Here is a 22,597-nt window from a genome sequence, read left to right as displayed (position 1 = left end):
CTGCGCCACGGAGGATTATTCCGACATACTCGGCGCAGCCGAGTACATAGATGGTAAGTTCCTTTTGCCGGTGGCAACTTATATGCCGCCGATGTGTGATTTAGATAAGTATAGCATTTGCCATAAAATAGTATAATCCGCTGGCTATATAGCTGCGAAGATGGTTATGCGTCAACGCTGTCACTTCATGAATACTTTGGATTGCTTCATCATCCGAAATACACATCCTATCCTTAAGCCTGATGTAAAAGAGGCAAACCGGAAGTATCCGCATTAAAGCGCCGTTTCCATTCGCATGCTCCCCGGTTCTTCCGCAAGTCTTTACATCTTTATACTTCCTGTACTTGTAAATTGCCTCACTGCATGTAATTCCTTCATCAAAAGCAGCTCCAAAAGGGGTGTATGCGCCATTCATTTTCCAGTCTGCAAATCGCTCCATAATGTCATCCAAATCAATTTTGTTTTTATCATTAATACTTGCAAGCTCACAAAGCGCCATACTGCTGTCATCCGTCCATGTGCCGGCCGGCATATCATAAGCACCATGTCCTTCCATGCCTGTCACCGGGCCGCGATTCTTAATCTGCTCTCTGCTTAAAAACTGTACAGGGCAGCCCAGAGCGTCACCTGCGACAAGTCCCATCATTCCATCCAACATTCTATTTCTGTCTGTCATACACACCCTCCTCATATATATTATCGCCGATTTTTTCTGTGGCGTCTATTATAATCTTCACGAATTTCCTCTGCCCAATCTTCACACTCATCAAAAGCCTCTGCGGCTGTCGGCGCGGCACAAACTCTTACTCTGGACACTGCCTTAGAGAGAACGTCATAATTGAGCTGAGTACCTTCGCTGTCGCACTCATAATTCACTGCTCGATTCGCCTGCACACCAAATCTCCCGGCAACTTCAATAGCATCCATATTGGCTCCTAAGAATAAAAACTCCCAGCCATATTTATTTCTCTGATGTTCAACCATAGCCTTTACCTTTTTGTAAGTATATCTGCGGCTGGCATTCTCCATACCATCCGTGGTAATGATAAAAATTGTTTTCTCCGGCCGATCTTCTTCCCTTGCATATTTATGTACATTTCCAATATGATGAATCGCACCGCCAAGGGCATCCAAAAGTGCCGTACAGCCGCGAACATAATACTGTTTATCATTCATCGGTTCGATACGGTTCAAAGGCACTCGATCATATAAAACCTCCGCCCGGTCATCGAATAACACAGTCGAGAGCAAAGCCTCTCCCTCTTCCATTTTTTGCTTATGAACCAGCGAATTGAATCCTCCGATAGTATCTGCTTCAAGTCCGCTCATACTGCCGCTTCTGTCTAAAATAAATACTAACTCTGTTAATCCTTTTTTCATGATGTATGTCCTCCTCAATCTTTTTAATTTGTCATCTCTGTTTCTGAAGTCATCATACACCATTTGTAAAAAAATAAGGTCGCCCGGCGGACGACCTCAAAATCCTATACCCATTACGGGATGCCCGAATGGTTATGAAATTAAGCACGGTAAACCATGCTCCTCTAATTGAATATCAAGTTCAATCATGTCATAGATATGATTTTCAATAAAGTAGGAGAAAATAATATCTGTCTTATCACACGGAGATAAGGCATAACCCGCTCTGGCCAGCAGATCTCTGGTTTGATCTATATTTAATTTTGCGCCGACACAGAGACACATAGCCGTCATTTTCTTCGGATGCGCATCCGGATTATTTTTTATTTTTGAAAACACCTTTTTATCAACAAGCGCCCTTTTATAGACATCCGGATAATTCATGCCGCGAGAATCGATGAGATAAATCAAATACTCTGAAAATGTATCTGAAATATGTCTCATTCTTTCTTCCAGGGCACTTTCATGTTTCTCATAAAAATCAAAATCTTCTTTTGCCATCCCCGGACAGCTTTCATATCTTGCCGCCGCCCGTCTACGCTCTGCATAACCCTCTGATGGAAGAACAGCGGCAGACATTCCGCAATATTCTTCCTGCTGTTTTATATCCACATAATTCTGATTAATATAAGATTCCAAATCCGGGAATAAGCGGCTGCCCAGAGTCGCCGACTTGTTGTCAAACACAACCAGATAAATCATCATATCGTGCTTCATGAGAAATGCATTCATCTCATCAACCGCAATACGAAATCCCTCTTCCTTCGGATATCCGAATCCGCCTGTGGAGATCAGCGGAAATGCGACGGATTTTACTTCCTTCTTTACGGCAAACTGCAGGCACTTCTTATAGCAGGAACGAAGCTTTTCTTCCTCATCGCTTTTTCCATCCATAAAAAACGGACTGACTGCATGAATGATATATTTACAGTTTAACTTAAATCCGGGAGTAATAAACGCGTCGCCCTCCGGCACAAAGCCAATCTTTTCTGTTCGATATTTTAATAATTCATCATAGCCGGCTGCATGATAAATCGCATGATCGCATCCCGATCCTACGGTTGCATGAGCATTTGCCGTATTTACAATTGCGTCCGCACTCATTTTTGTAATATCATTGCGAAGAATTTTTAGAGGCATCAACTATCACCCTTCCAATAAATCTTAAGATAATCCTTTTAGTAAGCCGGAAATTTGTTATTCGTGATAAATACCCCTTCCAAACTCATAGGCACGCTGCAAATGTTCTGTTTCTCCGATGCGTGGCTTTCCGCTGGTATCGCCACAGCCACCGCATAACAATTTTCCCTTATCTCTCATTCCAATGTAGTTGATAATGGCGAACTCATAATAAGAAACAGCCTGATTAAATGTCCAGAACAAATCATCTGCAGAAGTCATTAGCAGAGCACAATCCTTCTGCAGGTTTTTTTCGTAACGACCCAACGGAGGATTGGGGTCTACCTCCGCTAAGGCATATAGTCTTTCGATAACTGCCTTGATTTTGGCAGAAAATGTCCAAAAGAGCAGTGGTGAAGCGAAGACAATCATATCACATTCTTTCAGATCAGGAACGATAGAATTGAAATCATCCTTCTGTACACACGGTTTTCCAAAACGGCAAGCATTGCACCCCAAACAGCCGTTAATTTCCGTTTCATATAAGCTAATTTTTTTTACAGTATGACCAGCTTCTTCCGCACCTCTTATGAAAGCATCTACAAGCTGCTCCGTGTTACCCCTTCTACGCCCGCTGCCGAGCAAAACAACTATCTTCTTCATTTTTGATTTTTCTCCATTTCGATTAAAAAACCCCGATTTACCGCCTTCTTAATATTTAAATTATATTTATGAACGGAATCTTGCCAAAATTAAAGCTCCAGCTCCCAATATTCTTCAACGACACCCTCGCCCCATTCAAATTTATCGTTGGAAGAAACCTTATGAAAGCCATGTGTTTCATAAACATGTCTGGCGATAACCTGGGCCGTGATAGTCAATAAGAAAACTTTTTTATATCCTTTTGAACGACAGAAATCAAGCGCCATAGCCATCAGGCGATTTCCATAGCCGCGCTGCCGCATTTCAGGTTCTAACATAAAAAAGCGCAACTGGGCCGTTGAGTCATCTACCCTGGCAATCGCAATGCTGCCGGCAGGAACACCATTACATTCAAGAATCTTCAGACAATCGGTTTGAGCGTTATATTTTTCTACGAAATGATATACGATTTCATCCACATATGCGAAAAAAGTTCCGCTCAGATGCCTCTCAGCATAGTACAATGTCTTATGGCGCGAAATAACATATTCGATGTCACTTTGGGTAAAGGGACGAATTGTAATCACGTCATTTGCATCGCTTAATTTATTTCGAATCATAACCATCGCCTGCCAGACTGTTTGCTGATCAACCTCATCCAGTTTATTAAAAATTGCGCCGATATGATTACTTTGAATATCACTAAGCCGATTAAATTCTTTTCGCCCCAATTCCGTCAGACGAATATAACGAATACGGCTGTCCGTCAGAGACGGCGTCTTTTCGATAAGTCCGCGCTTTTCAAATTTAGCAAGCATCCGACTCATATAGCTGCGATCAATATTCAATTGCTGTATCAAAATATTTGCCGTACACCGTTCTGTTTTACTGATTTCCAGCAAAACATCCTTTTCTGTTAATGAATATCCGGTTTCCAGAATGGCAGAATCGATCTGCTTCATTAAATTCTGATAAACCTTATTAAAGCCCTGAATATCGGCTATTTGATCTGCAGAAAACATGATTTCCTCCTTAATTTTGAACTTTAGGTGAAATTTCATTCCAAAGCGTAAATCCTAAAATCAAAATACCGCCCATTGCCTGCCATATAGTCATCGATTCCCCCAAAATAATAACGGAAATCAGCACGGCAACCAACGGGTCAATATAACTGAGGATAGCCGCTTTTTGCCCCGGCAATTCCTTCAAAGAAGAAAAATACATACAATATGTAATCCCCGTATGAACAAGGCCGACAATCAAAAGATTTATCCATCCGATTCCGTCTAAATTTCTTAATGTTACTCCACTTGTCATTATAACATAGGGAACCAGTATAACAATAGCGGAAAGAAATTGCAAAAATGTTCTGTGAATCCCTTCAACATTTTTAATGAACTTGTTCAATAAAATAACTGCTGCATAAAATACTGCTGCGCCCAGCCCGAATAGAATTCCAATATAGTCACTTCCCCCGCCAATATCTCCGATACCGGTAATCATTATAAGTCCTACTGTGGACATGATAAAACAAACGATTTGTTTTCTGGTCAACTTTTCATGGAAAAGAACCGGGCAAACAGCGGTAACTATCACAGGCGCAAAATAATAACTTAATGTTGCAAGGGAAATTGTCGTATATTTATATGCCTGAAAAAGCAGAATCCAGTTGATCCCCATTGCAATTCCTGATAACAGCAAAAGGAACAATTCTTTTTTTATTGCTTTGAAGTTAATTTTTTGCTTTGTACCTACTAAATATACAGCAATCAACATAGCGGCCAGCACAGCCCTATATAAAGCAAGTTCCCCGGAACTTACAGCAATATTTCTCGTAAATATTCCAAGCGTTCCAAAAATAGCCATGGAAATACTCAGCATCGCTTTCGCATTCATTTCTTTCTTCATAGTTATTGCCACTCCAACTCACGCGGGGTTTCTCAATTTCTGATATTTACATATGAAAATCTGAGATTCTCTTACCCGTCCTATTCTTGTCACATATTATTTGTTGACTGAGTCAAGTATATTATATTTTATGGACTGTGTCAACTAATTTTGAAGATGTTAAAATAAATATTTGGATGAAAAAAGCAGCCTTGCAACCAAATGCAAAACTGCTTAAAAATACATCAATATTACATGCAAATAAAAGCTATGCCAAAATATCCCTCAGCATCTCCATCAATCCCGGTATCTCAATCGGCTTAGCAATATGTCCATTCATACCTGCCGCAAGGGCATTTTTCTTGTCTTCATCAAACGCATTTGCAGTCATTGCAAGAATCGGAATGTTGGCGATCTCCGGGTCAGGGAGCTGTCGGATTGCTTTTGTCGCCTCATAACCGTCCATCGTCGGCATCTGCACATCCATAAGAATTAAATCATACTGTCCCGGTACCGCCTTACTCATAATATCAACCGCCACATCACCATCATTTGCCACATCGATCACAAAGCCTGCTTCTTTAAGAATCTCGACGGCAATTTCCTGATTCAGTTCATTATCTTCAACAAGGAGAATCGTCCTTCCCTCGAAATCAACCGTTTTCTCCTCCGGTTCCGCATCAACAGTATCCTCCACAAAACGTTTATTTAAAATTGCGCGAAGCTCTGACATAAACAAAGGCTTAGAACAGAAATCGGTGACTCCCGCATCTCTTGCTTCATCTTCGATTTCAGCCCAATCATATGCCGTCAGTATGATGATCGGCGTACTCTCCCCGATCACACGCCGGATTCGGCGAACGACTTCGATTCCATTCATGTCCGGCATCAACCAATCAATAATATAGGCGCTGTACTCATTATTATTCTTTACTGCAAATTCCGCTTTCAGCACTGCCTCTTTGCCCAATGTCGTCCATTCTGTTCTCATACCGATCTCGATCAGCATATCACAGATATGCATACATACATCGGCGTCATCATCTGCAACCAAAGCGTTCAATCCCACCAACTCTTCAATCGGACCGCTCTTTACGGTTTTTCCGCTTTTCCTGAAATCCAGAGTAACCGTGAATTCGGTGCCTTTTCCCTGCTCACTCTCCACCTCGATCGTGCCGCCCATCATATCTACAATATTTTTTGTGATAGCCATTCCAAGCCCTGTTCCCTGAATACCGCTTACGGTGGAAGTCTGTTCACGTTCAAAAGGCTCAAAAATATGCTTGAGGAACTCCTTAGACATACCGATTCCGGTATCTTTCACACGAAATTCAAATTGACAGTAGCCCTCCGGCGCTGCCGTCTTTTGAATTACCCGGACACCAACCATGCCTCCGGGCTTTGTAAATTTCATAGCGTTGCTCAAAAGATTTAACAATATCTGATTCAAGCGAAGTTTGTCACAAATGATATCTTCATCCACTACATCCTGGGAATCCATGAAAAATTCAATCCGTTTTGCTTTGATATCCGACTGCACAATTGTCCTGAGATCATGCAGCACATCCGGCAAATGAACTTCTTTCTCATCAATCTGTACCTTTCCGGATTCAATACGGCTCATATCGAGCACATCATTGATCAGACTAAGCAAATGCGAACTTGATATTTGAATTTTTTGCAGATAATCCGTCACAATCTCCGGGTCATTCACATGGGTAGCCGCAAGAGAAGTGAATCCAATAATCGCATTCATTGGAGTCCGAATGTCATGCGACATATTATTGAGGAATACCGTCTTTGCGCGATTGGAATGTTCTGCCGCATTCAAAGCGTCCTGCAGCACCTTTTTCTTTTCAGCCTCTTCCCGAAGGATATCCTCAATATCACGCATAGCAAAGATCACATCATAATCCCCATCTTTGCGCGGAGCCCTGGTGAATACCATCTGATGAGAAGTATATCCCCCCGATGTTTCTTTCCTGAGAAAGTTTGTGGTAAACAATTCCTGAACCGCCAGCTTTTCACGAACAGCCGCAAAAGTAGTCTCTCCAAGCACACGATTTCTGTCGCCTTCCTCAATAAATATCGATGTATATGTCCGCATTGCCTCATCAAAGGTAATATCTTTCTTTTCAATTTGAACTGCATCCTGCTGTGTACTGTTTGCACTCCGGAATAAATGCATTTTCTGATCATTGGAAGTAATCAGCCATACCGTATGATATTCATGGCTGAGACCATCTATCACACGCATCTGTTCTTCCATTCTGGTATTGGCCTGTTCAAGTGCAATCTGCTGAGCATATTCTTCTTCTATATTTCTCGTACCGACAATCGCATATCGATAGCCTTCTGCATTTTCTACATAGGCAATCTTTAGCTGAAGATGACTTCCGTCAGTTGCTTTCTGATAATTAAAAATATAATCCCCCTTCACGGATGATATCGTTTCAAGGGATAAGACTTTATATACGTCCTCGCTCTGCCCTTTTTGAACATAGGTATCCGCAAAAGCCTTTGCAGCCCTATCCCATGTATCATAACGGGAAATAAATTTTCCAATCTGTTTACCGTCTTCTCCGCTTGCACGATAAATTTCATATGTATCCCCCTGATAATCGACAAGAATAACCGAATAATATTCTGTGCCGAGACCGGTAATAACCATCATCTGCTTATTGATAAGCTCCTTTGCGGCTTCTTCCTTTTCCTTCTCATCCTGAATCATTCGCGTTGCATAGAATATGTGCTTAAGCTTTCCGTTCTCATCACGGTCGCCAACAATAAAATATGCCTGGCTCCATCGAGTTGTCACACTTTTGAACTCTGTAGTGACAACATTTTTATCTTTAAGACGGTCATTCATGGTCCTAAAATCCACAAATTCACGCATCCGATCTGCAAATTCCGGGGCAACCAGCTTATCGCACATTACATACAACTTTTCCTGTGCATTTCCGGTATCTCCAATAAGTTCACGAATTTGGGATTTGCTGTTGAGTTCTATAAACGTATTACTTTTCACATCTATATAATAGGTTGAATAATAAATAGTCCCCATCGACTGGATAATGTTGAGTTGATTCTGCAGTTCATTTTTTTGCTCCGTTTCTTTCGCAATAATATTACGCCTGTCGATTACATTTGTAATAACAAGTATAATAATAACCGCTGAAAAAATAACCAGAAGAATTATCTCCAACCGCAGACCGATAGCATTAGAACTGCTGACTAATGAATTATGCGCGGCATCCGGAAAAATCTCCACCAGATACCATCCGCTGTCCGGCAGCATTGTTATACAGCCCACATCCCCCTCTTCATTGTTGTTGCCAAAAACATAGGTATTTCCATCATTCAGGGACGCCTGTATTTTAGTCAATGCTTCTTCATTTGTCAGAGCATCCGTGATCCGAATCTGTTTTCTTGTATCAAATTCCTCCAACAATCGGCTGCTGGCAATAATATCACCCTCTTCATTGCAAAAATAAACCTCCGCCGGTTCATCATAAAAAGAGACATCAATGAGCTCAGAAATCCTTCCCGTTGCCTGAATGACACCAATCATAACACCGATCGGCCTGCCTTCATATATAACAGGAGTATAAAACATAAGAAGCGTTTCATGCGTTGCTCTTGATTCAAAAATCAATTCAAGACCTGTATTTCCTTTCATTCCATCCAGATAATACTGTCTGTCCGTAGCATCCGAAACACCGCCGGTAATATTATGATCCTGACCTTCCGCATCTGCAAACTCCATAAAATCAAAACTGGAATCTTCTGTTAACTGCCGCAATAGAGACACATCCACTTGGGGACCGGATAAAGATTCACTGTAAAAAGCACTCAGAATCTTTATATTATCCAAACAATCATTAATCATATCATCGAGTTCATTCGCAAGTCTTTCCGTATTATCCTGTATCTGGCCCGCATTAAGCTGTGTAACCCGCTCATTATTACTGTCCCTGAACTGATATATTGCATAAACAGTCAATATTAAGGCAATAATAAATGTCAAAATACGAATCATCGATGTATTCCATTTTATTTTTTTATTGGAGTTTGTTTTTTCCATAAATGCACCCTCCATTATCCTTTATCAAAAATCAAGCGCACTTTTCCCACAAGTGCATATACATAATAAATTATAGCATGAATTATCTGACAAATCTATTGCTTTTTAGCATTAAAACAAAATGTGAATAGCAGTGCGTCTCTATGGAGCATACTTGGGGGAATCGGCTAATGCCGATTTCTACCCATAAAGTAAAAAATCGCTTAAGCCTCACGGCCCAAGCGATTTTCTTTCGGAAATTTTTTACCTATCCAAACAATCTTTTTAAATTCAGACTGTTCGACATATCCTATCTCACGATCAGATCCCAGTATTCGGTTTTGTTCTGATAAGTAAACTCCAGCCGGTAAGTTCCTGCATCGGCAGTCTTCGAGATCTTCGGATTCCAGATTACTTCATCTTCAGCCAGGGAAATTGACTCTTCCGTTTCTGCAAACAGATCCGACCAGGCCTTTAACGCATACTCCCCGTTTTCATACTGATATACCTTCACAGAAGCGATTCCATTCGGATCTGTCTGCCCGCCTTTCCGGCCTTTGATCTTTAAGGAAAGCTCTGCTCCTTTTTCGATCTCATGCGCCTTCATTTCCGCTTCGGCATCCTCTGCATTGGCATTTACAGAGAGGGCATAATCCGGATTCTCAGCTGTAGAAAAAGTTATCATATCCGTATACTGGTCCGCCTTCAGCTCATTATAATAATTTGCCACACTGGAGGAATACAGGCTGGCTTTGATCGTAATGTCTCCTGTATCAAATGCCTCCAGTCCCGTCTCAATCTGAATCTGATGCGTTCCAGGCGTTTTTACCGGTATAACAACCGACTTATTGTCCTGTCCGGCCACTTGTTTCTGCCCGTTATACAGGAACACGGTGCCCTCCGGAAATGGCTTAGTCTTAGTTATCGGATTAGCCGAACCTGTGTTATCCACCAGTTCCAGCATAACCGCATATTCCCGCTCATCAAACTGTGTGTTGATATAATGCAGATCCTCCGCAATCTCCACCTGAATACCATAGGTATCTCTGGTATAATATGTGTCCTTTTCATCACTTAAGTGTACCTTAAATTCCTCGATTCCGGTTGCTTCCTTAGAAATCTCATACCGGTTGCTCACCGCCGGATGTGCCCTCACATAAGTAACAGCATCTTCCCCGGCGGAAGTGCCTGTCTTCTCCGACACATAATCCATAATATCAACATTCGCATAGGAACCAATCGTTGTCTCATGCTTTAGCTGCAGATGTCCCTCTATGGTCTTTACAGCTTCTGTACAGCCCGGCCACCATGCAGACGCACCCTCCGGAACATTGGAAAAATCAAATACAAAGCTCAGTTTCTCCGTCACGCGATTACTGCTCTGATCCGTCAGCTTTCCACCGGAGGCTGCACTGAAGGAATATTTTTTGCCGCCGGAAGCATCCGTATTCATCTGTGTAAACTTAGACAGCGCAATCTCTGACGTATCTTCTGTACAGTAATAATACCAATACGTCGTATCGTATTCGTCCATCTGCGCTACCATGGTGATCACGGTTCCCTTCGGGAACGTAAAGGAACTGGTTTCCGTCCCCTCACACTGAAGATTATGAGTGTAGCCTTCCGCCCCCGCTTTTGTAACCTGATAGGTTTCGCCATTCTTTGTGATCGTATAATCGGCGGTATTGCCCTCCGTGACATAATTCAGCGTACAGCTTCCGTCCTCGCCCTCCGTAATCGTAAAGCCGATACCCGTTTGCGGATCCAGCAGATATTTCTCTGCAAATGACGCCGTCAGCTTTTCCTGTATCGTATGACCGGCAGTATTGAACGCACTTGGCACATACTTGGTAATAAACTGTGCCGTAAATGCAGAGTGTTTCGTAATTTTTGCCGGAGCATCGGAGCTGACGCCGGCATAGAACCGGCCGCTGTTTAAATACACCGCCTGGGTAGGAACCAATCTCGTAATAGACGTATAGGAATTTACAATCAGCTGGGAATCGGCATCATTGCTGGCGCCTCCCGTGCCGCTTCCCTCATCTGCCGCTCCCGAGAGCACATCAAAGGTCAATGTTACCGGCACATCCCGGATTTCCACATCCACGCCCGTCCCTTTGTGAAGCACGAAGCGAAGCTCCAGACCAGTAGTTCCGGTTTCAACCTTATAAAAGCGGTTCTGCTGTCGAATCAACTGCTGTCTGTTACCTGAGTTCAATGTTCCTATTACAAATTTTCCATAGTTTTGCTCATATACATCACCCGAGTTATGCGGCAGACCATCATGATACTGAATTCCCCAACGAGGTTCTTTCTGCAAATTGCCATCCGAATCTGTCCATTCACACTCCTTGTACCATAAATACCCCACAGACATTACCGTTTCCGACGAGTTACCTTCAGCATTCCTCCCGTTGGCAACCACCTGCAGTTCTATGGCATATTTATCACCGTCCTTATCAGTCTCTTCATCCCAGTGATCCTGAAGACGTGTAGAACAGAATTTGGAAGAACTATTCAAATCCCCCACAGGCTCCTTTCCAGTTACTGAATTTAAAATATAGTAATAATTTTCATTCATTTCCGGAAGTGTAATGGATTCCGAAAAGCTGGTCTCAGTGGTCCCGATATATCCGTCAATATAAGCATTGTAGGTGTATTTTCCACCTTTGATATACCAGTAATACCATGTATAATCCGTTTGTCCGCCACTGTTCTTTAAGCCGCCTACATTATCATAGACGTCCATATAGGACGATGCATCCGGGGCATCTGAATCCTTTGTCACACAGATGAAATCGCCTGTACTTCCCCGGTTTTCTGTATCACCTTGTGCCCCGATATTGGCATAGACAAAGCCTCCGCCCTCGCCCGGATTTGCGTGCAGCAGCTCCAGAGTAAATAATCCCGTCACATTGCCATACTCGGAATCACTCTTCTTGATCTCCAGGTATCGGCCATTCGCCACACAGACCACATTAAAGGATTGATAGGTTCCCTTCTGTGCATCTGGGCTATTTGTTTTATATTTTTCATACTCTGTTCGATAAACTTCAATTTGGCCGTCCTGAAGCCGATTTGAAGGTACAGTTCCACCTCGCCTTACATAATTATTGACGCCGTTATTCCCTTTATCTATGTACACAGTTTCCGTATTCTGATCGCTGGAAAGCCCGCCCAGGAGATTTACGATGGTAGTCAGCTTCAATGCGCTGCTCTCCTCCATATTGAGCTGGCCCACACGGTTGATGGCATAAAGCGTATCATCCGCATTCTCATCCACCAGATCCTGTGCTCCCTCCAGGACAATTCTGCTTCGCACCAGATTGACCGTATCGGCTCTCTGCAGCGAATAAAAGGTCTTCAGACTGTCCCTATGTTCTGTTCCGGCATTGAAATCCGTCAGGTTTACCGTTCGGGTTCCCTGCACCAGACACAGATTGCCATCTCCGTAGACGCCGCCTTTTCCGGTTGAAAGGAAATAGATGGGAACGGACGCTTCATTTTGATGATAGCCGGAGATGTTTACCGTCGTATCACCGATTACCGTATACACGGAGGCATTCTGCACCGAACCCTCTCCCTTATTGCCGCCGCCAAAGACGCTGGTACCGATAATAATCTCAGAGGCTTTTTCATCCTCCTGAATATCTACCGTTGCCGCCTGACCGGCTTTCTCTCCTTCTTCTGCAGCATATACACGGCTCTGATATCCACAGCCGTAGATACTTCCCTCGATATAGCCGCCCTGAATCCGGGTCTCACAGTTTCCAAAAACCGTACCCATATATACGGTATAATTCTGTCCCGCCTTGGGAGTACCGCTTCCGCCGCCAAAGACAGAGCCTTTGATATAGCCGCCTGACACTTTTACATGCGTGGAACCTGCCTGGGTAATGGACGCCGTATTGGAGCTCTGATTGATCATACCGTCGCCGACTTTGCCCATATCGCCGCCGCCATAGACGTTTCCATCGATACAGCTGACCGCCGTCTGTTTCCAGGTTACACTGGTCTGCGTCTCTCCGGATGATGTCCCATCATCAATTTTAGATATTACCCCTTCCTCTACCAGCAGATCTGCCGTGGCTGCCTCCGCGCTGTCTTTTAAGGCAATATCCAGCTTCATATTGACACTGACATCTGTGGTTCCCGTTACTGAGGACACTCCGTATCCGCCGCCGTAAACGCTGCCGCATATCTGTATCCGACCATGAGTGTCGCCGGAAGTATCGGATATTTGTACCTTTGCGTTTTCAACCTGGCCAAAACCGCTTCCTCCGTAAACATTGCCGTTTACGGTGCCTTTCTGCACACGAACATCCGTATTTTTTACAACGGTCTGCTCACCATATCCGCCGCCATAAATATTGGTAGTGTTATTCCCATTTACAAGGATCTCTGCTTTCGGCACGGTTCCGCTGGTATGACAGCCGCCATAGACATTCTCTGCCTTTGTGCCTTCCAGGACAAGCCTTACCGTTCCTGCCATATCCGCCTGATTGCAGCCGCCGAACAGATTCGTGATCGATACCTGCTCGCTGGCAAAGGTATAATTCGCCGTATAACCAGTTCCGTCTGCAGTACTCAGATACAGCATATCTCCGGCATTTCCCCCGGCGTAGAAGTTCGTGATCGTTCCCTTCTTAAGATCGATCTCCGGCTGGATCTTCATATCCGCCTGGTTATTTCCACAGTAGAGGTCTGTAACAAATACATCTCCCGGTATACTTCCTGTGTCGTCCGGTACGCCCATCTGAATCTTCACACTATCCGTTACCGTAGCCGCATTACCGCCGCCATACACCGTGGCTGCTGTACCATTTTGCAGCTCAACCTTCGTGGCTTTGGATTCAGCCTTGTTTCCTCCGCCATAGACCGTATCGACTGTCAAATCTTTTAATTCAGCCCGATCGATCACCACGTCTGTCTGCTGCATTCTGCCGTTTACATTATTTCCGCCATAAACGGTATGATAGATTCCGGATATCAGATTCAGTTTCACATCAGCCGTCGGAGTATCACTTGGCGTATTGTTGCATCCGGCATAGACTGTACCAACTTCAATATTCGGATAGTCAAAATCATAAGTCAGGCCATCTGCTTTTCTCATAATTCCGGCATTTCCGCCACAATAAACGGTTCCGATTTTACCGTCAGTCAGAACAAGAACCGGCTGAATGTCCATTGGTTCCTGATTGTTTCCGGCAAATACAGTGTTTACATGTTGAACATCGTCTGTTGTATTCACCGTCAGAGTTGCGGCCCCTTCATCTGTACCTGTCACAGTTGCGGCATTTCCGCCTGCATAGGCTGTATCAATCCTTCCGCCTGTGATCGTCACGGATGCTTTCTTCGTTTTGGCTGCATTACCGCCGCCGAACACCTCTGTCACAATGCCACCTGCAATCGTTACATCTGTATCACCGGAAACCGCTGCAGCACCATAACCACCGCCATAAATCTGTGTAATGCTACCACCATTGATTGTTACGTTGTTCGCTTTATCAGATTCGGAATTCCGATTATGCGCTGCATTACGGCCTCCGCCATAAATGTGAGTAACCGTTGCTGTACTGTTTTCAGGTACCGTCACATTGGTCGTTTGATTGACTTCGCCCTCAACATCATTACCGCCGAAGATATTACTGATTGTTCCCCCGTTCACTATGACATTTGTACTGCCTGCCACAGGGGCAATCTGACCGCCCCCAAAAACCGCCCCGGCAACAGCCTTCTCGTCATCTTGATCAGCTTTAACCGTACCGCCATTTAAGCTGACGCTGGTACAACCATATACAACGGCATAGTCTTTTTCGCTCTGGCCTTTCCCGCCTCCATAGATATTTCCATCCACAGAAGCGCCATTCTCCAATGTTACATTCGTAACAGTCTTATTCCATGTTGTACTGTCTTCTTTTCCAACGGTAGCCATCTCTCCGCCGCCGAAGACATCGCCCGTCACGGTACCTTCGATTATAACATTTGTGGAAGGCACATTCGCATCGGTCAGACCGTCGATCGTATAACTTTTCTCTGCACTAAATAGCGCGAAAAAGGACATCATTCCATTCTGTATCGCTCCTACAGCTCCGTTCACCGCGCCTTTGCCGCCGCCATAAATACTACCGGTAAGTGTTTTGTTTTTATTTACTTTCACATCAGGTGTAATCTGAAGCGCCGCCTTGCTTCCACCGCCAAAGACACCATTCTTGACTGTTACATCTCCGGCAATCGTCACAGATACGGAGTCTGAGATAAGTCCCGCCGTATCACTCCCGCCAAAAACGGATTCTTCAACCGTACCTCTTTCTAATGTAACAGTACTGCTCTTCTGCACCTGAAGCTTATCCGCTGTAATATCATATCCACCGCCAAACACACTGCCTTTGACATTTGACCGAATCGTCACATTGGTATTATCAACGCCTGCGGAATAGCCGCCGCCATATACGTTTCCCGTAATAGCGCCGCCTTTTACGGTTACAAGGGCAGCAGCATTGTCAGCATTGTTATGCACCAAAGCAAGATTGCCGCCGCCGTACACATTCCCTGTAATCGTTCCGCCTGTGATAGTAACAGCTGCCTTCTCGCCTACAATTCCATAGGCGCCATTCGTACCTTCGCCCCAGCCGCCTGCAAAAACGTTACAGTTGATACTTCCTCCGGAAATGTTCAATTCTGTTTCATCGAGGTTGCCGGAATATCCGCCCGCTGCAAATTGTACTCCTTCCTTGATGATTGCACCGTCCATAACATTCGTAGTAGCTTTTTGGCCTTCGGCAACACCCGCATACAGACCGCTGCCGCGGAATATCGACGTAATCATTGCTTCAGCATTTGATCCGCCAATGTTCACTGTAATATTGCCGTTAGTTTGGGCCCATTGTCCTCCGCCGTACAATCTGTCAATTGTCCCATGATTGAAATCAACAGTTATATTCCCCTGCACAACAGCGGCTGGATTCAGACCTCCGCCGAGCACACGATAGAACGAACCTCCATCAATGCTCAGGTTCACCGTACCAACAGTTCCATTCTCTCCTCCGCCGAAAACGCCCGTATCATTTTCCGCTATGCTGCCGACATTCTTAGTATCAACATTTCCTCCAACCGAAAGATTTGCAGTCGTTACAGATGCAGTTTTACTTCCTCCGAATATCCGGCTCCAGGTTCCGCCAAATATCTGCAGGTTCGTCTGATCCAGGACAGTCGCATCCTTCGTTCCGCCGTAAATGACAGGATAGTGCCCATTGACGGCCTCCACCTTTAAATTCTCTGTACAAGTCAGCGTATTCCCGTTTGCAAAAATCGCACAAGAACCTGTCGTAACCGTACTTTTGATGATGATATTATCCAATGTCGTATCCACCGGAAGCTCCGGGTCACTGTCAATCGTCAACGTGGAAGCAGACGCGGCATCATAAGACTTCACCAGGACAGAAAAACCGTTGGACAATTCTGCCGAAGCCGGAAGCTCACCATTATGCACAATATCATCCAGCAAAATAATTTCAATCTTTGTTTTGGAAGGAGCATCTTTATGAAGCCTATCCGCGTTTTTATATGCCTGCGCCAGCGTTTTGACAGGCGTCGGGAATGCGCCTGAATTGCTGTCGGACCCTTCGGAGGATACATACACCTGTATTCTGGCATCAGTATCTCCTTCATCTGATTTTTTCCATGTATCTGTATCTGTCCCCGCTGTAAATTTAAGTTCCTTCCACTCAGGCTTTGCGCCTTCGGAGGACTGAAGTCCAAAGAAATTATTTGCCGAATGAGTATCACTGTGAGACGCCGTAACGGAAATACCATTATAGAACTTACCGGTAACACTGCCATCTTCAGCCGAAGGGTCAGCGCTCAAAGACTGCAGGTGTGTCGTACCGCTCACCGTACCATTGATGACAATGCGCGGGGCATTCTGTCCATACCACATGGTTGGTTCGTCACTTGTTCCGGCTGTGTAATCTGCATTCAGCGTCAGGTTCCTTCCCTTATGGATGATACTGCCGCCCTCAGAGGCGTTAATCTCTCCCACCGTGATTGAATTTCCTGCCTGTGAAAAATCAACCACAGCATTTTTCAGGATTAACTTTGTCAGCCCATCCAGACAAACGTCTCCGCTCAGTACATATGGATGTTCTGAATCTGTCCCCACAGTGGAATATGTTAATTCGCATGTTACAGGCGTTGACGCTGAAAACTCAGAGCCTGAACGCAGTTTATCAATGGTTGCCTGATCCGATTTGACAAAAACCTTTGCACTGGCGCCGGCTAGCATGGAACCGCCCAAATACAGTTTGGAAACATGAACATTTTCATTTAAAACCAATTCCATAGAACCGTTAGACTTTTTCTGCAGAGTTTGATTCGAGGATCCACAAATAAAAGTGCCCACTTCAACATTCTTTAAATCCACGGTCACTGTTTCATTCATGGTGTTATTCCCGTTATAAACACCTGGCCCGCCATAAATGGTCGGAATTCTATACCGGGTCCCTGTTCCGCCATCAATTTTGAAAGTTATATTGGGGGCTGGATTGGGAGTGTAATTGATGGTTGTGGCACTGGTTCTGATATAACACGCTTCACCAAATTTCATGTTTTCGCCAATATTTACCTGATAAGCGTTGCCCATCGTATAATTGGTTTTAATTGCAGAAATCGTATTTTCGACCTTTGCCTTGCAGATTGACAGAGATATTTCATTGGCAGCAGAAAAATCATCATATAAATTATATTTTGCATAGACCGACTGAAATGTTCCGCCATCAATCGTAATATTCACGCTGCTGTATTTATTATATACATTAATAATATCACTACTATTGCCGCCGGAAACAATATTATAGATTCCCGCATGAATGGTCAGATCACTGTTTATATTTGAATACGCATGATTATATCCGCCGCCTCCAACACTAATCGGAAAATTTGTCATCTTAAGAGAATCAGGATCGCCTTGACGTCCCATTACAAGCTTATGCCCGCAGGCCCCCAGAACATAATTTTTATCCGCCTTGATATTCAAATACTCAAAGGTCGTCACTCCCTTTAACTCAAGATTATCCGTTATAACCAGAAAACTGGGCTGCGCTGCAGCTGCAGAAAAGAAATCATAGGTACGTGCAGTTTCTCCGGTTCCAATGGTTACTTTGCTTGTCAGCGTTACTGATTTTGTACCATTCAATGGCCATGAAGAAAGGGAAATATCTCCGCACAGGACAATATATCCGTTATTCAGTACCGTATCATAGGCTTCTTCCAGTGTCGCAAGGGCCAGCTCCGGAGTGGAGCCATTGTGTGATGTATAGTCAGATGCAGAGGAGTCAATGGTTCCATTCACAAAAATGTATTTTTTGCTCACCGGATTCTCGACTGTCCAGATACGCTCCTTGGCCGGAGAAGCCGCAGCTGCCGGAGTACAGGTAATCTTCATCGGCGGCAGCTCCGGGGGCAGCTTTGGCGCCATATACTCATGGCCCAATGTATCTCCCATTACCTGGATTTCTGCACTTGCATAGTCCGTGGAGAAATAGGTATACCCGGTTGACTTCCCGGTAACGGTTATCCTTACTGTCTCGTCGTTTGCGTCTGCCCAGTTATCGATCAGCGTTCCGGCAGCGTCGGCCGATTCTCCGCCGCACATATCGCCATTGACAGCGATTTGATTTCGCACTTCCAGACTGCCACCATTTTGTAATGTCAGCTTACCCGTACCCGGTGCAGATCCAATTGCCGCATGATTCGCAAAAACAACCACGCTTCCCTGGTCAACAGTAACATTCTTCGCAGAGATTTCTGCGTTTACCAAAATCTTGCTGTTATCAAATGCGATAGAGCCAAATCCCCAAAGCTCATCCAGATAGCTTCCTTCCGCAAAATCCTTCAGAGTAACCGTTATCTTATCGTTTTCCGGATATCCACTGTCTACCGTATTACCGGCAGCTTCCGGACACGCTTTGACGATGGTTGTCGCAGTATTATTCAAGACGACATCCACAGCCATGGTTCCGGCCTTGATACCCGCATTATCATTGGCTCCGAAAATTCTTGGTACCTTTCCTGATATATTCCAGCTTATATGATCCGCCTTTGTGTTCGAATCGAAAAGCGAAACGTATTTTCCACGTTCAATGGATCCTATACCTTTAACAGACAGATATATATACACCTCATTAAAATTACCTTTTTTCAGACTCAGAGAATCATAGTAAGTTTTTCCTGACCGGTCAACAAAAGATACTTTCCCCTTAACCGTCAGACCATCGGGCACAACACTGGCATTTTTCTTATTGTCATTACCGCTGGAAACTTCTGTATAAAAATCACCATACACAGTACCGTTACTACTATTAGCATTATATATGTTTTTACTGCCAACCGCATAGGAAAGCTCCGTATGTACGCTTCCATATGTGGTTCCATAGTAACACACAGATGATACACCCTGGCTGTTTTCACTCACCGTGAGCTTCGCAATATCAGTTTGTACAATATTATTTTCATCACCCACAGATGCTGTATCATCTTTACCGACTGCACCTATCTTATCAAAATATGCTGCCTTTACGGTAAGGTCGGCAGACGCAACATTATCCCCGTCTGCACCGCCATATACCTCAACGGAGCACTTATCTCCAACTCTTATAACGGTCACACCGGCTCCATATTCGGTTTTGTTGCCATTACTGAATATACGGACGTTGCCATTGGCAACCGATGACTCCAGATTCATATTGTCAAAAATCAGCGGCGCCGATAACGTAACATTTCCGGTGCTTCCTGCAAAACGCAGCTTTGCCACGCTGCGATAGTCATTTCTGTCATCTGTGCTCTGCACTCTTACCGGAAAATCCTTCGCTTCTGCATCCCCTAACAGACTTACCGGTGTCTCGCCAACGGTCAGATCATATTCGCCGCACAGAACAATAACGTAATTTGAATCCTTACACAACGAATAAGCCTTTGCAAACGTTTTCACAGGATATAATTTATCATACCCCAGATTTGCGTCCGTACACTGGTCAGAATTGTATTCCTCTGCAGTATCATATCCAAGCCCACCGTCTACATATACATAAGAATACTCTGATACAGGAGGGTCATAATTATACCACTTCCATATATCCATTCTTGCCGTATAATCCTTCGTGAACCGATAATCCGCTTTATCAGAGCTTACATAGGACAGGTTCGTTGGATTGCTTCCTCTGCTCCACAGGATTTGTGCCGAAGCATTTTCTGGTGAAAACACAGGATCTACCGTTATTCCCGTTCCGGTAACATCACCGCTGATATTGACGGTGCTGCCGTCTTCCAGCGTGATCTGACTTGCAGCATCACCCTCAAAATCACCCGTTTCCATTGAAAGATTTTGTTTCAGCCTGACCCTGCTGTTTCCTTTCAGCGCAAGACTCTGTGTGGAATAGTTAATCCCAAAGTTTACATAGCTGTTTTCAATCAGCAGTGACTCTGAGACCGAATTTACATTTCCGTAATTCGTGCTGCCAAATGTATAGTTCTCCCACTTGAATGGCGCGGCCTCAGTACCGATCCCGATGAGCTCGATTTGTTTGATTTCTCTGAAATTTGCCTCCGCGTGATACCGATTGCAGCTTACATTTTTTAAACGCAGCCGATTAACGGTACCGCTTTCGTAATTTGCGGGAAGCCTGGCCAGAGTTATTTCATTAAACGTACTGTCTTCCAGACATAAGTCAACACCGGTCACAGAATTGTTATATGTGCCATCTGCAAGAGCTCTTGATTTTACATACAGAGTCCTAACAGTAGAATTCTTTATTGTGATATCAAAGTCATTGATATCAGATACCATCTTATATGCCTGCTTCGCGCCGCCGTCACCGCCTCCTAATGCGCCAACATCTTCGCTGATGGTGCTGTTCTGGATGACAATAGATACTTTACTTGCACTGGAACCCTCGCTTCTGGCGTTCACGCCCATCGCATTGACATAATCTAAACTTATTTTTGCAGAGGCGGTGACACTTCCCCCGCAGGGCGTAAGATATTTACTCGTTGTAATATAGCTGATCGTAACATCCGTATTTTGAACATTACTGTAATTTTCTTTGGACAATAAAGTGTAAACACCTGCACCGCCGCCATAGATATGGCTACTGCCCTCCATATAGGACAACCCGGTATCCGCAAATGTAACTGCCCCCGGTTTAAGAGTGCCGTCCTCCCTATAGGAACCATTCACAATGACTGTTGCCGTACCGTCTACATCAGAATAGTACTCACCGCCGCCAAAAATCTGACTCCATGTTCCCCCATAAACCTCCAGATGTGTATTTTCAACAGAGCTGTGTGAGCTCTGTGTCCCTGTACCTTGTTCTGAAGCGCCGAACAGGGTCGGATAATATCGATTCGTTTCATTATTGTTTATGAATGCAAAATTATTTTCTTCTTTACCGCCAAATACAACATGATGCCCATTGGCAAATATCGCTGCAGTCGTATTGTCTGAATATGCAAGGTTAATCTTCACATTGTAAAAGCCTGTATTGGCAGGAAAGTTCCATTTCAAGCCTGACATATTCAAAACTGCTGTTCCATATGCATCACTGACAATGATGGCAGGAATCGGATTATCAGGCCAAGTCGTTATAGGCTCAGACACACTTCCATAACTCTCCAAAAGGTGGATGATCACTCCTGATTTGGAGGATAGAGAAGAATACGCCGCATTAACCGTATTATATGGCTTTGTTTGCGTGCCGAGATCACCGGTTTGTTCTCCGCCGGCGTTCTGTCCGACATAAACTTCAGCATAATTGGTATTGCTTTTAAATCCAGCGTAATCCACTCCAAATATAGATTGACACATGGAATTAAATGCTTCTGTTTCTATATTCATTGTTGCTATGCTCTCGTTTGATCCATTCAAATTCATTATATATTGCATGATGCGCTGCAGAACATCCTGCGCAGTGATCTCTTCCAGACGCTGCTGAAAGGCCTCATACTCCTGACCATGTTCTTCATCCATGGCCTTGAGTTTCTCATCATGCTCACCGCCTGTCACCCATGCACAAAAAGCCTCGTCATCCAGATCAGACCATGGATACGAAGCAATTACCTCTTGCGTTTTCTCCTCAGTTTCTTCCTCAGTTTCTTCCGAAATTATCTCCTGAGTTTCCGTTTCACTCTCACTCTCTATTGTCTCCTGAACGTTATCCACCGTTTCATCAGCGATCTGGTCTTCTGTCTCCGGAACCGTCGCATCTGTTTCCGTTTCATCAACGATCTGTTCCTCTGATTCCTGAACCATCGCATCTGTTTCCTGAACAACCGCATCTGTTGATGTACTTGTATCTATGCTTGTTGCAGCAACAGTAACATCCGCTTCCGCAAATACCGTACATATAATCAAAACCGCCGCAAACACAGCAGCTAATACTCTTTTTTTCTTTCTCATATTTGTCTGCCCTCTTT

At 44.2% G+C, this 22,597-nt stretch carries 8 protein-coding genes; all 8 read right to left on the bottom strand.

Features of this window, described 5'->3' with window-relative positions; translation table 11 throughout:
- Positions 1-100: 100 nt before the first annotated feature.
- A complete protein-coding gene (locus tag ACMN7X_RS05220) occupies positions 101-676 on the bottom strand; it encodes an ADP-ribosylglycohydrolase family protein (RefSeq protein WP_418746433.1) in 576 nt (191 codons plus the stop codon).
- A gap of 20 nt (positions 677-696) precedes the next feature.
- Positions 697-1,380 (bottom strand): vWA domain-containing protein, encoded by a 684-nt coding sequence (locus tag ACMN7X_RS05215; protein ID WP_418746432.1) that lies wholly within the window; start codon positions 1,378-1,380, stop codon positions 697-699.
- 132 nt (positions 1,381-1,512) lie between these two features.
- Positions 1,513-2,559: a macro domain-containing protein gene (locus tag ACMN7X_RS05210; protein ID WP_418746431.1), complete on the bottom strand. Its 1,047-nt coding sequence runs from the start codon at positions 2,557-2,559 to the stop codon at positions 1,513-1,515.
- 57 nt (positions 2,560-2,616) lie between these two features.
- Positions 2,617-3,201: a flavodoxin family protein gene (locus ACMN7X_RS05205; protein ID WP_418746430.1), complete on the bottom strand. Its 585-nt coding sequence runs from the start codon at positions 3,199-3,201 to the stop codon at positions 2,617-2,619.
- A gap of 89 nt (positions 3,202-3,290) precedes the next feature.
- Positions 3,291-4,202 carry a bifunctional helix-turn-helix transcriptional regulator/GNAT family N-acetyltransferase gene (locus tag ACMN7X_RS05200; RefSeq protein ID WP_418746429.1) on the bottom strand — a complete coding sequence of 304 codons (912 nt, stop codon included), beginning with the start codon at positions 4,200-4,202 and terminating at the stop codon, positions 3,291-3,293.
- Positions 4,203-4,212: 10 nt separating this feature from the next.
- Positions 4,213-5,076 (bottom strand): DMT family transporter, encoded by an 864-nt coding sequence (locus ACMN7X_RS05195; protein WP_418746436.1) that lies wholly within the window; start codon positions 5,074-5,076, stop codon positions 4,213-4,215.
- A 259-nt stretch (positions 5,077-5,335) separates the two neighbouring features.
- A complete protein-coding gene (locus ACMN7X_RS05190) occupies positions 5,336-9,151 on the bottom strand; it encodes a response regulator (protein WP_418746428.1) in 3,816 nt (1,271 codons plus the stop codon).
- A 289-nt stretch (positions 9,152-9,440) separates the two neighbouring features.
- Positions 9,441-22,580, bottom strand: coding sequence for a beta strand repeat-containing protein (locus ACMN7X_RS05185; RefSeq protein WP_418746427.1), 13,140 nt, complete (start codon positions 22,578-22,580; stop codon positions 9,441-9,443).
- Positions 22,581-22,597: the final 17 nt, after the last annotated feature.

It is taken from the genome of Frisingicoccus sp., from assembly GCF_048388605.1.
GTDB lineage: Bacteria > Bacillota > Clostridia > Lachnospirales > Lachnospiraceae > Frisingicoccus.
Note: the sequence above shows the minus strand (reverse complement) of the source record. Positions and strands in the feature narration are given on the sequence as shown.